The sequence below is a fragment of the Geotalea toluenoxydans JCM 15764 genome, assembly GCF_001311985.1.
GTDB classification, from domain to species: Bacteria; Desulfobacterota; Desulfuromonadia; order Geobacterales; family Geobacteraceae; genus Geotalea; species Geotalea toluenoxydans.
This window is the reverse complement of record NZ_BBCJ01000023.1, coordinates 41,122-55,649: the sequence shown is the minus strand read 5'-3', so window position 1 is coordinate 55,649 and position 14,528 is coordinate 41,122. Positions and strand designations below refer to the sequence as shown.

General features: G+C 55.7%; 12 protein-coding genes and 6 pseudogenes. 6 read left to right on the top strand and 12 right to left on the bottom strand.

All coding sequences use genetic code 11. The features are described from left to right. Window positions 1-71: 71 nt before the first annotated feature. From lon to JCM15764_RS14875, 4 genes and pseudogenes are all read left to right on the top strand, one after another. Window positions 72-2,389, top strand: a pseudogene (lon, locus tag JCM15764_RS14890) (endopeptidase La). A gap of 7 nt (window positions 2,390-2,396) precedes the next feature. Further along, entirely contained in the window at window positions 2,397-3,170 is a 774-nt protein-coding gene (locus tag JCM15764_RS14885; protein ID WP_054697098.1) for an MlaE family ABC transporter permease, read from the top strand. A 67-nt stretch (window positions 3,171-3,237) separates the two neighbouring features. Beyond that, the gene (locus JCM15764_RS14880) at window positions 3,238-4,038 is read left to right on the top strand and encodes an ABC transporter ATP-binding protein (protein ID WP_279384475.1); all 801 of its coding nucleotides are present in this window, start codon (window positions 3,238-3,240) and stop codon (window positions 4,036-4,038) included. After that, window positions 4,022-5,104 (top strand): MlaD family protein, encoded by a 1,083-nt coding sequence (locus JCM15764_RS14875; RefSeq protein ID WP_054697095.1) that lies wholly within the window; start codon window positions 4,022-4,024, stop codon window positions 5,102-5,104. Before JCM15764_RS14880 ends, JCM15764_RS14875 begins: the two co-directional genes overlap by 17 nt. Before the next feature lie 144 nt (window positions 5,105-5,248). Here JCM15764_RS14875 and JCM15764_RS14870 read toward each other — a convergent pair whose 3' ends face one another. From JCM15764_RS14870 to JCM15764_RS14855, 4 genes are read right to left on the bottom strand one after another with little or no spacing between them, the layout of a single operon-like run. After that, complete coding sequence (locus JCM15764_RS14870; protein ID WP_243689102.1) at window positions 5,249-5,836, bottom strand: methyl-accepting chemotaxis protein; 588 nt, start codon at window positions 5,834-5,836, stop codon at window positions 5,249-5,251. Further along, window positions 5,782-6,384, bottom strand: coding sequence for a methyl-accepting chemotaxis protein (locus JCM15764_RS14865; protein ID WP_054697090.1), 603 nt, complete (start codon window positions 6,382-6,384; stop codon window positions 5,782-5,784). The genes JCM15764_RS14870 and JCM15764_RS14865 overlap by 55 nt, the downstream gene beginning before the upstream one ends. Then, window positions 6,384-6,836 (bottom strand): hypothetical protein, encoded by a 453-nt coding sequence (locus JCM15764_RS14860; protein WP_054697087.1) that lies wholly within the window; start codon window positions 6,834-6,836, stop codon window positions 6,384-6,386. The genes JCM15764_RS14865 and JCM15764_RS14860 overlap by 1 nt, the downstream gene beginning before the upstream one ends. After that, window positions 6,773-7,141 (bottom strand): hypothetical protein, encoded by a 369-nt coding sequence (locus tag JCM15764_RS14855; RefSeq protein ID WP_243689101.1) that lies wholly within the window; start codon window positions 7,139-7,141, stop codon window positions 6,773-6,775. Before JCM15764_RS14855 ends, JCM15764_RS14860 begins: the two co-directional genes overlap by 64 nt. 505 nt (window positions 7,142-7,646) lie before the next feature. Between JCM15764_RS14855 and JCM15764_RS14850 the strand changes: the two genes are divergently transcribed. Continuing rightward, complete coding sequence (locus JCM15764_RS14850; RefSeq protein WP_054697082.1) at window positions 7,647-7,955, top strand: hypothetical protein; 309 nt, start codon at window positions 7,647-7,649, stop codon at window positions 7,953-7,955. Between the two features lie 229 nt (window positions 7,956-8,184). Then, window positions 8,185-8,712 (top strand): RNA-binding protein, encoded by a 528-nt coding sequence (locus JCM15764_RS14845; protein ID WP_243689100.1) that lies wholly within the window; start codon window positions 8,185-8,187, stop codon window positions 8,710-8,712. A gap of 70 nt (window positions 8,713-8,782) precedes the next feature. Here the strand turns inward: JCM15764_RS14845 and JCM15764_RS30010 are convergent. The 8 genes and pseudogenes from JCM15764_RS30010 to JCM15764_RS24155 all read right to left on the bottom strand — a co-directional run. Further along, a pseudogene (locus JCM15764_RS30010) lies at window positions 8,783-9,312 on the bottom strand (acyl carrier protein phosphodiesterase). Between the two features lie 142 nt (window positions 9,313-9,454). Next, window positions 9,455-9,805 (bottom strand): annotated as a pseudogene (locus JCM15764_RS30005) (phosphatidylglycerol lysyltransferase domain-containing protein); the annotation flags it as partial. Continuing rightward, a complete protein-coding gene (locus tag JCM15764_RS28600; RefSeq protein WP_369412343.1) occupies window positions 9,705-10,091 on the bottom strand; it encodes a phosphatidylglycerol lysyltransferase domain-containing protein in 387 nt (128 codons plus the stop codon). The gene JCM15764_RS28600 and the pseudogene JCM15764_RS30005, both read right to left, overlap by 101 nt. 204 nt (window positions 10,092-10,295) lie before the next feature. Further along, window positions 10,296-10,736 carry a DUF4149 domain-containing protein gene (locus tag JCM15764_RS14830; protein WP_054697079.1) on the bottom strand — a complete coding sequence of 147 codons (441 nt, stop codon included), beginning with the start codon at window positions 10,734-10,736 and terminating at the stop codon, window positions 10,296-10,298. Between the two features lie 13 nt (window positions 10,737-10,749). After that, the gene (gene nudC / locus JCM15764_RS24170; protein ID WP_369412342.1) at window positions 10,750-11,139 is read right to left on the bottom strand and encodes an NAD(+) diphosphatase; all 390 of its coding nucleotides are present in this window, start codon (window positions 11,137-11,139) and stop codon (window positions 10,750-10,752) included. 34 nt (window positions 11,140-11,173) lie between these two features. Continuing rightward, window positions 11,174-11,476, bottom strand: a pseudogene (locus tag JCM15764_RS28595) (NUDIX-like domain-containing protein); the annotation flags it as partial. A gap of 266 nt (window positions 11,477-11,742) precedes the next feature. Then, a pseudogene (locus JCM15764_RS14820) lies at window positions 11,743-13,378 on the bottom strand (methyl-accepting chemotaxis protein). A 36-nt stretch (window positions 13,379-13,414) separates the two neighbouring features. Beyond that, window positions 13,415-14,475: pseudogene (locus JCM15764_RS24155) on the bottom strand (methyl-accepting chemotaxis protein); the annotation flags it as partial. Window positions 14,476-14,528 lie beyond the last annotated feature (53 nt).

Here is a 14,528-nt window from a genome sequence, read left to right as displayed (position 1 = left end):
CATCACCCTCTTAACTGGTTACTCTTTAATTGTTTTGAAACCTCCATCATGTTACCTGATAAGGACTTCCCATGACCGAGAACCAGTCGCTGAGAATGCCGGAAATGGTTCCCCTCTTCCCGTTGCGGGACATGGTCGCCTTTCCTTACATGGTTTTCCCCCTCTTCATCACCAATGAGGAAATCGCAGTTTTCGAAGAGGCGATTCCCTTCGACAACATGATCACCCTCTTCAAGCTGAGGAACGAATCCTCGGAGCGGCTGCTCTCCTCCCTCAACGAAATCGGCACCATCTGCAAGATCAACCAGCTTACCAGGATGGCAGAAGGTGGCGCAAAGGTGGTCCTGGAGGGACTTGCCCGGGTTCGGCTCGTGGATATGCCCCAGGAAAACCCTATTCCCCTGGTGCGGGTGGAACAGGTACGGGAATTCGCTGAAAAGTCGGTGGTTTCCGAGGCGCTGGTCTCCAGCCTCAATGCCCTCTTGAAAATAGCCCTTTCCTATGGCCGCCCTCTGCCCGATGATGTGATGAAGATGATTGATTACATTGACAATCCTGGCCGGCTCTCGGACCTGGTGGCGCTCTACGTCAACCTTCCCCCTGACGAACTGCAAAAGCTGCTGGAGACCGTCGATCCCATCGAGCGGCTGAAAAAGGTCTACATGAGCTTGACAGCAGAGGTGCAGCGCCTGCAGATAAAGGGGGAAGTCCAGGCCGAAGTGACGAAGAAGGTGGGCAAAACCCAGAAGGAATATTTGCTGCGGGAGCAGATGAAGCAGATCCAGGAAGAACTGGGCGAGGAGGACGACCGCCAGACGGAGATCAAGGAGCTGCGCAAGAAGCTCCTTTCGGCCGGCATGCCCGAAGAGGTGCGCAAGATCGCCGAAAAGGAACTGAAAAGACTGGACAAAATCAATCCGGTTTCCCCCGAGTACAGCGTCTCACGTACCTACCTCGATTATCTGATCAACATGCCGTGGCAGAGCGCCACCACCGATAACCGGGACATCAACCAGGCGGAAGAGGTCCTCAACGAAGATCATTTCGACCTGAAGAAGGTGAAGGAGCGGATACTGGAATACCTGGCGGTGCGGACCCTCAAGGAAAAGATGAAGGGACCGATCCTCTGTTTCGTTGGGCCTCCGGGTGTGGGCAAGACCAGCCTCGGCCGCTCAATAGCCCGTGCTCTGGGACGCAAATTCATCCGCGTCTCCCTGGGAGGGATGCGTGACGAGGCGGAAATCAGGGCCACCGGCGTACCTATATCGGCGCCCTTCCCGGCCGCATTATCCAGGAGATCTTCCGTGCCGGAAACAATAACCCGGTCTTCATGCTGGACGAGGTGGACAAGATCGGCATCGATTTTCGCGGCGATCCGGCCAGCGCACTTCTTGAGGTGCTGGATCCGGAACAGAATTTTTCCTTCACCGACCATTATCTGGATGTCCCCTTCGATCTGACCAACGTCATGTTCATCACCACCGCCAACATCCTCGATCCGGTGCCCCCTGCCCTCAAGGACAGAATGGAAGTGATCAACCTTTCCGGATACACGGACGAGGAAAAGGAAAGAATAGCCGTAACCTATCTGATTCCCAGGGAGATCGAAGAAAACGGCCTGTCGAAATATCAGCCCAAGTTCAGTGAAGACGCCATCTACAAGATTATCCGCGACCATACCCGCGAGGCAGGTGTCCGCAACCTGCAGCGCCATATCGGAAGCATCTGCCGCAAGGTCGCCAAGGAAATCACCCAGAACAAGCCGCCACGGGAAATGATCACGCAGGAACTTGTGGAGGAATTTTTAGGACCGCGCAAATTTTTCGACGAGGTTACGGCAGAAAAAGACCGGGTCGGCGTCGTCACCGGCCTGGCCTGGACCGAAACAGGCGGCGACATCATCTTTGTCGAGGCGAGCCGCATGAAGGGCAAGGGAGACCTGATCCTGACCGGTTCTCTGGGAGAAATAATGAAGGAATCGGCACGGGCCGCCCTCTCCTTCGTCGAGGCAAATTGCGTCGAACTGAAGATCGACCCGAAGGAATTCACCGGCATGAATATCCATATCCACGTGCCTGCCGGCAGTATTCCCAAGGACGGTCCGTCCGCCGGCATCACCATGACCACCGCCCTGGTTTCACTGCTCTCAGGACGTGAAGCCCAGCGGGACGTGGCCATGACCGGCGAAGTCAGCCTTACCGGCCGGGTGCTGGCCATCGGCGGGCTCAAGGAAAAGGTGCTGGCCGCCCGCCGCGCCGGAGTAAAGAAGGTGATCGTACCGGAAAGAAATCGAAAAGATCTGGAGGATATCCCCCAGGACGTACGCGAGCAGCTGAATTTCATCTTCATCGAAGACGTCCGCGAAGCGTTTGTCCAGGCCCTGAAATAGCAATAACATGCCCATAAAGCTTATCGAAAACACGCTGAAGTCTTTCGTCCTTGAGGTCCAGGAACTCTTTTTTCTATCGACACGCGCCATTGGCTGCATCATCACCCCCCCATTCTATTACCGCGACTTCACCACCCAGTTGGACAAGATCGGAGTCGGCTCCCTGTTCATCGTCATTCTCACCGGCCTCTTCACCGGCATGGTCATGGCCCTCCAGGCGCTCATCCAGCTCAAGCCCTTTGCCGCCACCAGCTATGTGGGAGGAATGGTGGCAGTTACCATGGTCAAGGAGCTGGGACCGGTGCTATCTTCTCTGATGGTCGCCGGCAGGGTAGGCTCGGCCATCACCGCCGAACTGGGCACCATGGTCGTCACCGAGCAAGTGGACGCCATGCAGGTGGAAGGCACCGACATCATCAAGCGCCTGGTCACCTCCAGATTAAAGGCAATAGTAATTGCCATGCCGCTTCTGGCAATAATCACCGATGCCGTTTCCCTGGTGGGTGGTTACATCATGGCGGCCAATTATGATATAAACATCATCATGTACTGGAAATCCATCCCCCAGTTCATGGTTTTTCAGGACCTCATCGAAGGGGTGGTCAAGCCCGCCGTCTTTGGCTTTATCATCGCCATGGTCGGCTGCCATGTGGGACTCAGCACCAACGGCGGGGCGGCAGGGGTCGGTGAATCGGCAAAAAGGGCGGTGGTAATTTCATCGGTCAGCATACTGGTCACCGACTTTTTTATCGCTAAGATATTTATCGCCTTCAGGGGATGAATAAGCGGTGATTGGTGATTGGTGATACGGTGACGGGTGACGGGTGACGGGTGACGGGTGACGGGTTGTGATTGATATTCGGGAAAAAGGCATACGCATGGATAAGGTCTGTTACTCGGTCAACGGGCGGCAGATCCTCCATGATTTCGATCTTTTCCTCAAACCGGGGTTCAACCGGACCATTCTTGGCGTCAGCGGCGTCGGCAAGACCACCATTCTCAAGCTGCTCCTGGGACTGTTGCCGGTACATTCCGGCAGGGTCACCATCGATGGCCATGACATCGCCGGGCTCAAGCAGCGGGAGCTGATCCGGGTGCGGAAAAATATCGCCATCGTCTTTCAGGGTGGAGCCCTCTTCGATTCCATGACTGTCGGGGAGAATGTCGGCTACCGGCTTTTTGAGGAAGGGAACCTCTCACAGGGCGAAATAGAGAAGATCGTTCTGGAAAAGCTGGGGTTCGTCGGTTTGGAGCAGACCATAGATTTGTATCCGGCCGAGCTTTCCGGCGGAATGAAAAAGCGGGTTGCCATCGCCAGGGCCTTGGCCGCCGATCCCGACTACATCTTTTTCGATGAGCCGACCACCGGTCTCGACCCCATCGGCGTCTACAACATCTGCAACCTGATGCTGCGCCTGCAGGCGGAAGGGAAGACGACGCTGATGGTAACCCACGATATGGACACCGCCTTCAAGGTTTCCCAGCGGTTCTCTTTTCTCCACAACGCCCGGCTGGTCTTTGACGGCACAAAGCAAGAACTGTTGGACTTTCCGGCCACTGAAACGAGGGAATTCTTCTCCCCCAGCGACAAGTCCCTCTTTGCCAATAATTCAACGGAGAAAGTGATGGAACATGAAACGAAGCGATAACATAGGCTGGTCGCAACTGAAAGCCGGAATCTTCATCATTTTCGCCCTGCTCTTTTTTGCCGGCGGAATCCTGCTGATGGGTGAAAAAACCAAGTTTTTCATCCCCAAGGGAAAGCTTTCCGTAATCATGGGCGACGTGGCCGGGCTCAAAGTCGGGGCACCCGTCTGGCTGGCCGGGGTAGACGTAGGCATTGTCACCGATATCCAGTTCGAGAAACCCAATAAGACCAATGAAGTGGAGATTGTCCTGCAGGTGGAAAAGAGCGCCCTGAAGAAGATCGGCAAGGATTCGGCCATCACCGTCAAGACCCGTGGACTCATGGGAGAAAAATACGTGGACGTCACCCCCAGCCTGTACATCACCCAGGTGCCGGAAACCCGCCTCTACGGCACATCCATAACCAAGCTGGACGACGTCATGCAGAAGGCGGGCAAGGCCTTCGACAAGTTCAACCATTCCCTGGACAAGATGAATCGGGGAGAAGGTAGCCTGGGGCGTCTTGCCACGGATACCAAGCTTTACGACAACCTGGTCAGCCTCACCGCCGAGTTGGACAGCTTCGCCAAAACCGCCAACAGCGGCCAAGGCACCCTGGGCAAACTCAACAAGAGCCGGGAGCCCTATGACCGGCTCATGGCCATCCTCAACCGGACCGATGCCACCATGAAGGACATCCAGTCGTCCGAAGGTACCCTGAGCAAGCTTCTCCATGACCGTGAGCTATACGACAAGATGGTGGCCCTGGCCGACCAGAGTAAGGAGGCCGCCGAAGACGTGCGCGAGTTGAAGCAACGACTCACCTCACCAGACGGCACCTTTGGCAAACTCCTCCAGGACCGGGAATTCTACGACAAGGGAATGGCACTGCTGGAGCGGGCTGACACCTCAGTGAAGGCCTTCGAGGATGTGGCCATCAGGATCAACAGCGGCGAAGGGACCGCCGGCAAGCTGGTGAGCGATCAAGCCCTTTACGATAAGATGAACAAGATGATCGACGACATGAACCTGCTGGTGAAGGACCTGAAGGAGAACCCGAAGCGTTATCTTAAATTTTCGGTGTTCTAGGAGTCTGTCGGACTTAGGGATCGAAGCGAGAGAATGGAAAATCGAGGACGGATATTTGGAAATTTGAGAACGAATATGGACCGCCCCACAAGGCCCACTGCTTTTGAGTGGGCCTTGTAGTTTCCCCTTTATGTTTCTCTGGCGCTACAACCTGAACTGCCCCATCAGGCTTTGGAGATTATCGGCAAAACCGGAGAGCTGGGAAGTCGCGGCTGCTGATTCCTGTGCCCCGCGCGAACTTTGGTTGATTACCTGGGTCATCTGCACGATATTGTTGCTTATTTCGGTGGTGGTGTAGCTCTGCTGTTCCGCCGCCGTGGCCACCTGGCTTACCTGCATCGAAAGTTCATTCATCCTTTCAATGATCTCCTTCAGCGCAGAGTCTGACTGGGCGGCGGCAGCGGTCCCCTTGTCGACCTCAGAGACCCCCTCTTCCATCACAGCGACAGCCTTTCTGGTTTCACCCTGGATGCTCTTGATCATTTCGCCGATCTCCCTGGTGGCATTGGTCGTCCGTTCCGCCAGCGCCCGCACCTCGTCGGCTACGACGGCAAAACCGCGTCCCTGCTCTCCGGCGCGCGCGGCCTCGATGGCAGCATTGAGCGCCAAAAGGTTGGTCTGGTCCGCAATGTCCTCGATGGTGGCCACTATTTCACCGATCTGCTCGGAACGCGCCCCTAGCGCTGAGACGGTACTCGCGGAAAGACGGGTATTGTCCGCAATCCGTGCCATCCCGGAGATGGTCGACTCCACCACCTGGCGCCGGCAGCGGCGGCAGAATTGGCCAGTTGGGAGTGTTCGGCCGCCAGATTGCAGTTTTGAGCGATGCCGCTGATGGTGGCCGCCATCTCTTCGCTCGCCGTCGCCAGCGTACCTGCTTTGGCTGCCATCTCCTCGGTGGCGGCGGCCTGTTGTCCCGAGGTGGCGAAAAGCACGCCGGACGAGGAGGCAACCTGGGTCGCGGTCTTGGCAACCTGGCCGATAATGCCATGCAACTTGTCGATGAAGGTGTTGAACAGCCCGCAGACCTCGCCGATCTCATCTTTGCTGTTCACCGGAAGACGCTGGGTAAGGTCCCCCTCACCCTGGGCTATGTTGCTCAATACCGCCGTCATCTCCCTTATGGGTCGCAGAATGCTGCGCGACAGCGACCATGTCAACACCGCCAGAATTATGGCCGCAATAGAGATCACCAGGAGCAGGGTCATCATCCTGACCTGGGAGAAGTCGTATCCGGCCAGCATGCTCTTTGCCGCGAAGCTGTCAAGTTCCTCCCGCATCACGCTACTCTGCTTTTCGATTTCGGCGCTGGCAGGGCAATCTTGTCGCAATTTGCCTGGTATTCCAATGCCAGCTGCCGCATCCGATGATTGGCCTCCAGCGCCTTTTGTGCAGCCCCCATGAAGGGGGTACCGGTAAGCTGCCGCCGGGATTCGGTCACGTTGCTGATGGCCGTGTCCAGGTAGGCGATCAGCTCCTTACGCTTGCTGCTGTCCGTCTTTATGCGCAGGAAAAGAGTGCGGATATGGTGGTTGGTGCCGCTGTTCACCGAGGCACCGGCAAGAACCAGGCGTTCAAGGCGTGAAATGGACCGTTCACGGCCAGGGTCCGCCAGCTTGGCACTGGTATCGGCAATGAAACGGTCCGACTGCTCAATGGATAAGGCGGTCAGCTGGAAGATCTCCTTCTCGATGTCAAGGTTGCGCCGGAACAGCTTTGACGTATCCTGCAAAACCGCTTTGATTCCCGTAGAGATGCCAGCCGCCCACCGAAGGGGAGCTTCTTTATCTGTGCCGACTGTGCGCCCAGTTCGGCCTCCACCTTCTGCAGGTCACCCTGCCCATGCAGCAGCAACTGGATATCCACTCCAAGAGACTGCAGCCGCCCGACAATCATCCCCATCTCCTTGGCTTGCTCGCGCCTGGAGCGGACCTCATTTTGGCTGGAAAGGTAGAAAAATCCCACCACCACCAGGAGCAAAACCTGCAAAACAACCGGCACCTTCAGTTTCGTCGCGATACTAGACAATAACCCCATCTCAGCCCCCTTTGCCACTGTGTGCATTCCTGAATTCCGGCAGGTGCGACTACCGTTCTACCCTCTCTTATCGAAAACATTGTTTTATAACTTTAGATGTTTTTTAGAGCACATCTCACCAATCAAGAACCGGATGCAGAAAGGGAGGTATCATCGGTCCAGCACCCAACCCGTTCCACCCCCTTAAGTCGCTAATCACACTAGACGTACTCAAATTTTGTGGCCAAGAAAGGTCGCCCACCAAAGTCGTTCTTTTATGCACCAGAGACAGAAAATGATAAAACAATGTCTCAACCAAACTTCACGATCAGGCCTTGAAGATTTGAAGACTGGTGATAATGTTTCACCATGTCACGCAAACCTCCTATTTACGTAGCTGGAACTATGTACCACTGGAAAAATATTCCCATTCAGGCAAAAAGAGTGGAGTAACTGAGGCGGAATTTCCAAGTTCAAATCATCAGGCCTACCCGAGAACGGGAGAAAGAGAGAGAAAGGTGATTACATGCATCTGATCCAACTGCTGCTCCCTCTTTTCGACAACGACGGGCACCCCTTCCCCCAAACCATTTATCTCCAGGTGAGGGACGAGCTCGCCGAACATTTCGGCGGAATAACCACCTATGTCAGATCACCCGCCGAAGGTTTATGGAAAGAGGGGAAAACCAGCACGGTAAGGGATGAAATCGTCATTTACGAGGTCATGACAAAGGAATTGGACCGCAGCTGGTGGAAAGAATTCAGAGAGCGGTTGGAACTCCTTTTCAGGCAGGAATCCCTGGTCGTCAGGGCAAGCCATATCCATATCCTTTGAGATACTGAGTCGTGAATAATAAAAAAAGTCCCTGCGGCCTGCAAGGACTTTTTATTTTGTATTGCGCCTTTCGTGAGTTTGGGTGAGGCGGTGCAACAAAAAGATTACTTGTGGTTTGGTCGGAACAAGGTATATTACGCGCAAGAGGCTGTGCTAATGTGCGGAAAGAGCCGTCGGCGCCACAAAGAAGTGCAGCATAGGCTGCAACATTATTTAAAAAGGAATGAACATGTCAAAGGAACTTTACGTAGGACATATCTCGGACAATGCTTCGGAAGAGGACCTGCGCAAGCTGTTTTCGGTAATGGGAACGGTCACCTCGGTGCACCTGATCGTCGATCCCGAGACCAACGAATTCAAACACTGCGGCTATGTACGCATGGCATCGGGCATAGATCTTAAGGAAGTGGCGGAGACACTGGACGGGGCTCTGCTGGTGGATCGGGTGATCACGGTGAGTATTGCCCGGCCGCAAAAACCGGGCATGTCGAAGTCAGGCAGGTCGGGGAAGTTCGGCGGACCGAAAAAGCCGGGGCTGGGATCGAGAGGAAGCACGGCACCCAGGACCGGCACCGGCTCGAAGACACGTGGCGAAGCAAAGGCCGGGCCGGGAAAGAAATCGGCTGAAGGTTCAAAACAGACAGGAAGTGCAAAATTCACAGCCCCTCCCCCCAGTGCCGACTCCGGGAGGAAAGATCAAAGGAGCGGGCACGGCAGCAAAACGGGTGCTCGCCCGGCAGGGAGAAGGAAACCCTAGTGCCCCGATCGGTTAATTCATTCTTGCGGTGAACTAACCGCACGGGACACTAGCAGGTAATCTACAGACTTTATTCATTATCCTGAAAACTGCCGAGCAGATTCTCCACATGGGTTTGCAGCTCAGGGTAAAAGAGGAGAAAATCCTCTGCCAGCGCCAGATAATTCCTTTGCAGCTCACCGGCCCCCTCCGCCATTGGGTTTTGCCGCTTAAACCGCGCCGACATCCTCTTCAGCACCACATCTATGCCATCCACCTCCCGGTAAGAGGGAAGCCAGCTGCCGAACAGCTCAGACAGCCGCTGTCCCAGGCTTTCAGGAAGAACTTGGCTGAACCGGCAAACAGTCCTGTGGCTTGTATCGATAAACTGCAGCAGAGGTTCCTGGTGTAGAGGCGCCAGTTCCTCGCCAGGAAATGATCGTAGAAGAGGTCAACCAACGCGCCCCTGAACAGGCCGAAACGGCCGTCTATCCTGTGCCGGCTCCTGATAAAGTGCTCGCTGTCCTCGGCAAAGCGGTCGATCCTGCGGTGCAGTTCCAGCCCGAATTGTATCCCGGCAGGAAAGCGCCCATCCAGACGTCCCTTGACGAAATCCCCCATCAGGTTGCCGACCATGATCTCTGCCCTGTTGCCGGAAAGTGCCAGGTGGGCGAGAAAGTTCACGGGCGCCATCCCTCCTGCCGGCCCGATATTTCTTCACCAGTTCCAGCGGATGATAGGAAAGCTTCGATTCGCGCAGGTTCGCCTCCCCCAAGTCCTGTTCACGGTTGACATAGGTGCATTCGGTGAAGAGGAGACGGTTGAATTCGCGGTCCGTCAGCTGATAGAGCCCATCCAAAAAAGGATCGGCCTTCTGGAAATGACAGACGGAGGTCTGATCGTTGAGTTTTTCCCCCAGAACAAAAGCTTTGACCTCTCCTTCGACCAATACCACCAGTCCTTTTAATCCAAGCTGCTCAGCCATGAATAATGCCTCTCGGGCGGCATCCACTTCAAGCATGAATGATCCGCTCCCGGTCTGTGAATGGACACGATGCCATTCGTCGAGGAGCGCCGAAGCCCCTTGCCGGTGCTGATCCCCATAGGGCTCCACTAAGAACCGATGCCTGCCGGCAAAGTAATTGATGCGGTTCTTTTTTCTTGTGGTAGCGGTTGCCCGGCAGCTCGGCCAGGTCCGAGCGCAGATAAAGATAGTCGAAGTTGTCCCGGTCTTCCGTCACCTCCAGGTCGTCCCGCTGCAGATGTTGCCTGGCAAAGGCTTCATCGGCCCCATAGAGGGGCAATCCCTCGGCAAAGAGCCGGTTTGACGCCTCTCCCGCAGCCCCAGCCACAGGCGGCAGGAAGTAATTGCCACCATCATAACCCTTCCCGAGCACCACCAGCGCATCCCCACCATTGTCAGCCGATAACCATGGGCAGCACGAAACAGGTAAAGGTTGGCAAAGGTAAGTTCCGACACCTTCGGCTGCAGCCTGATGAAAACCTCGTCCAGGAGAGGTTTGTGGGGCAGGGCCAGGGGCGCCGTAGTCGGATAATGGGGAATTTCCATTCATTGACTCCTTCGACAGGAATAACCAACCCTGTTACAGAAGTATGACAAGAAGCACTCCCCCTCCGAAAACCGAGAGGTTGCTTACGGCAGAAACGGCATGAAGTCTTGTGAATTCCCGGCGCAGCGGGTGATCTTTCGCTGTTGTCTCGAAGGAAGGGATCTCCTTCTTGAGCGATGCCAGACGCGGCTCTATATAAAATGCAGAGAAGGACGTCATGATCAGCATCGCGACAATGACCAGCAGCGACGGGACGAAATTCCGGCCCCGCAGCACCAGCAGAGAGGCCAGCGCCACTGCACCGCAAACAAGCCCCCAGCGAAAGTAGGCCGGAAAAACCTCCCCGACGATGCGGCCGGCCATATCCCTGCCGAAGGACTTGAAGACGATAGGGGTGACGATAAAGGTGAAGATGCCGACTCCACCCAACCACAGGGCAACGGCGAGACGGTAAATGACGGCCAGTATCTGCATTCTGTCCTCCTTTTTATGTGTAACTGTCGATGATCCACCGGGCAATACTTCTCTTTGCCGGCAATGAGGGGGGCATGGCATCCCTGCTGAACCAGCGCACATCTTCCAGCTCTTCGCCGTCGATATTTATCTCGCCACCGGCATAATCGGCGACGAAGCCGGCCATGAGCTGGCTGGGAAAGGGCCAGTTCTGGCTCCCCACATAGCGCAGGTTCTCCACCTCGACACCCGCCTCCTCCATCACTTCACGATGGACGCATTCCTCCAGGGATTCTCCGAAATCGAGGAAACCGGCAATGAGGCTGTAGCGTCCCTCGGGCCAGACGCTTTTCCGCCCCAGGAGAAATTGATCGCCACGCTTCACCAGCACTATGACACAGGCTGATGTGGGGAAAATGTTCATAGGCACAAGACTGACAGCGCTTGCCCCAGGTGTTCTCAATTCTTTGCAGACTACCGCCGCAGCGGGAACAGACGGCACTGTTCCGTTCCCAATGGAGAGTCTGCAGGGCAAGGCCCCCCAGGGTCAGAAAAGATTCGTCCAGGCGATCATCTTCCGCCGCATTGAACGGTTCGGCAACATATGGTGCAGGGAGAATTTGATTTTTCCCGGCGACAACTCCATAGATGGGGCTGTTCTGCCAGGAGCCGAAGCAGAGTGGTTCGCTCTTCGCCTCAAGCCACGAAGGAAGGGTCCCTTCGTGCAGGAAAATCGCTCCCTGTTCCTCTTTTACGACCATTGCATTGCCCTGGATAATGATCCAGTACCCCGGTCCGCCTCCCAGCCCATCTCCGGGGCGGGCAAGCGTAAAGCGATCCTTTATGATTTCGCCGTTAAAAGGCAGGTTGACTGCAGATGGATATTTCAATTTTTCCTCCGATGGCGGTTTCTGACAGCATACCCTCCAATAGAGCCCGGTGCAACAACCTGCAAGGGACGTCATATAAAAAACGGGGGCATCTGACGATACCCCCGTTTGTGCGAAAGTTCCATGTAAAATTGCTGTCAAACCAGGCGGAACTGCCCCACCAGACTTTGCAGGTTTTCCGCCACCACCGACAACTGCCGTGCCGCAGCCACCGATTCCAGTGCCCCCTTGGCTGTTCCATGGACAACCTCGGTTATCTGATAAATGTTGTTGCTGATCTCACTGGTGGTTGCCGTCTGCTCCTCTGCAGCGGTGGCAATCTGGTTTACCTGCATGGTCACGTTGTTGATCTGCTGCAGAATTTCCTGCAGCGCTTCACCGGATCTGGCCGCGTCGCGGGTCCCGGCTTCCACCTCTTTTACCCCCTCTTCCATGGCGCCGACGGCATCCCTGGTTTCCTGTTGAATAGCCTTGATCATCTCGCCGATTTCCCTGGTGGCACGGGTGGTGCGCTCGGCAAGCGCCCTGACCTCGTCGGCCACCACGGCAAAACCACGCCCCTGCTCCCCAGCCCTGGCCGCCTCGATGGCGGCATTGAGCGCCAGCAGGTTGGTCTGATCGGCTATATCCTCGATGGTGCCGACTATCTCGCCAATCTGGTCGCTCCTTGAACCGAGACAGGACTGCCGAAGTTTTTACCCGCTCTGCTATGCGTCCCATTACGGCCACGGTCTCCTTGACCACGTCCACACCGGTCAAGGCCCTCTCGTCAGCCTGCTGCCCTCCGTCTGCAGCATGGTGACAGCTCTGGGCAATCTCCATTGACGTTGCTGCCATCTCCTCGCTGGCTGTGGCCACCGTAGCGGCCTGGGCGGCTACTTCCTCCGCACCGGTCGCCATCTGCTCGGAAGTACAATGGAGCTGTTCGGCTGCGGAAGCAACCTGTACACTGGTCTGGGCCACCTGGTTCATGGCGTCCATGAGTTTGACGGCCATTTCATTCACTTCTCCGGCCAGCAGGCCCATCTCATCCCTGGAATTGATATGGGTGCGGACCGTCAGATCGCCTGCCGCAACGCCTGCCAAAGTGTCGAACACCTCCTGCAGGGGCTTACTTATGGAGGAAGCGATAAAAAGACCGATGCCGAGCAGCCCCAGAACGGCAATAGCGATTATCGCCACCAGTAAGATAAAGGATCTGTCATAAGCAGCCATATCTTTGTCATGGGTGGCCGCAGCGCCTTTCACATTCATGTCCGCCAGTGCGTCCAGCGCCGTGGCCGGTTTTTCATAAAGGGGCGCCACGGCGGCTGTGGCATAGGCGGTTGCGGCTGATTTCTGTGTGGGATCATCGGCTCCGTTTCTTGCCATTTCCGCCAGCTTGTTCCCCTGAACCAGGTAGGCCTCGAATCCTTCTTTGAAGGAATCAATCAGCTTTTGCTCTTCGGGTTCTATGCCGCTCTTGGCAAACGCGGATATTTCAGACTTTATCTTCTGGCTGCGCTTGGCAATATCATCAGCCTTCTCGGCTATTTTGGCCTTGTCGTTCAAAGCCAGCATATACACCAGATTGAGGCGCACAGCCAAAAAATCGTTTTTCATATCCCCCAGCATATCCACATGCTTGACAGCCAGAGCCATGTCGCCTTCGTTCCCGGCAAGGGACTTCATGTTGCCCAGCCCCATGCCACCAACCAGCAGCAGGATCAGGAGTGCCATGAGGACCAGTGCCAGTATCTTGGTTTTTACCTTGAGATCAGACCAAAGGTTCATTTATTCCTCCATAAACTCATTTATTTAACACCGAACCTATAGTTTGAATTGTCCAACCAGCTGATGCAGCCCCTCGGCGAGGCTGGCAACCTTGCTGGCTGCGGCTGCGGATTCCTGGGCACCCTTGGCCGTCCCCTGAACCACCTCAGTTATCTGCTGCATGTTATTGTTTATCTCACAGGTGGTGGCGGTCTGTTCCTCGGCAGCGGTGGCGATCTGGTTCACCTGCATGGTGACTGCGCCGATCTGGTTCAGGATATCCTGGATGGCTTCTCCCGATTTGGCAGCCTCTGCCGTACCGCTTTCCACTTCCCTGACCCCTTCCTCCATGGCACTGACGGCGTCTTTTGTCTCAGTCTGGATCGCCTTTATCATAGTGCCGATCTCCCTGGTCGCCTTGGTGGTGCGTTCGGCAAGTGCCCGAACCTCATCGGCCACTACCGCAAAGCCGCGTCCCTGTTCACCGGCCCTGGCAGCTCGATGGCGGCATTCAGGGCAAGCAGGTTGGTCTGGTCGGCAATGTCCTCTATGGTACCGATAATGGCGCCGATCTGCTCCCCCCTGGCTCCCAGGCTTTCCACTGTCCGGGATGACGATTTCACCCGCTCGGCGATCCTTGCCATGACCGTAACCGTGGTTTCGACCACAGCCGCCCCGGTAGAGGCCGAATCACTGGTCTGCTTTGCCCCGGCAGCTGCATAGGTACAGTTTTGGGCAATCTCACCGGAAGTTGCGGCCATTTCCTCGCTGGCTGTGGCAACCGTGCCGCTCTGGGCAGCAACCTCTTCCGCACCGGTCGCCATCTGTTCGGAAGTGGAATAAAGCTGGTTGGCTGCAGAAGCCACCTGCATTGAACTTTGCGCCACCTGGTTAATGATGTCGTGGAGTTTTTCCATGAAGATATTGAAGGATTTCCCCACTGCCCCGATCTCATCGTTGGAAGAGACTATCAGGCGTTTGGTAAGATCACCTTCACCACAGGCGATATCATCCAGCATGACGTTCATCTCGCGGATAGGCTTGACGATGCTCTGCCTGATAAGCCAGGTGACAACGATGGCCAATACAATGGCCAGGATTGGCAGAACCAGGATGACCCGGCCTATGTACAGGTCCAGCTGATGGATTTCTTTCTCCTTGGCGTGGATCT

What these genes read in the sequence shown, in the direction of transcription:
- JCM15764_RS14885 (WP_054697098.1), top strand. Translation starts at nt 2,397, where the DNA reads ATGCCCATAAAGCTTATCGAAAACACGCTGAAGTCTTTCGTCCTTGAG.
- JCM15764_RS14875 (WP_054697095.1), top strand. Translation starts at nt 4,022, where the DNA reads ATGAAACGAAGCGATAACATAGGCTGGTCGCAACTGAAAGCCGGAATC.
- JCM15764_RS14870 (WP_243689102.1), bottom strand. Translation starts at nt 5,836, where the DNA reads ATGGCACGGATTGCGGACAATACCCGTCTTTCCGCGAGTACCGTCTCA.
- JCM15764_RS14865 (WP_054697090.1), bottom strand. Translation starts at nt 6,384, where the DNA reads ATGCGGGAGGAACTTGACAGCTTCGCGGCAAAGAGCATGCTGGCCGGA.
- JCM15764_RS14855 (WP_243689101.1), bottom strand. Translation starts at nt 7,141, where the DNA reads ATGGGGTTATTGTCTAGTATCGCGACGAAACTGAAGGTGCCGGTTGTT.
- JCM15764_RS14850 (WP_054697082.1), top strand. Translation starts at nt 7,647, where the DNA reads ATGCATCTGATCCAACTGCTGCTCCCTCTTTTCGACAACGACGGGCAC.
- JCM15764_RS14845 (WP_243689100.1), top strand. Translation starts at nt 8,185, where the DNA reads ATGTCAAAGGAACTTTACGTAGGACATATCTCGGACAATGCTTCGGAA.
- JCM15764_RS14830 (WP_054697079.1), bottom strand. Translation starts at nt 10,736, where the DNA reads ATGCAGATACTGGCCGTCATTTACCGTCTCGCCGTTGCCCTGTGGTTG.
- nudC (WP_369412342.1), bottom strand. Translation starts at nt 11,139, where the DNA reads ATGAACATTTTCCCCACATCAGCCTGTGTCATAGTGCTGGTGAAGCGT.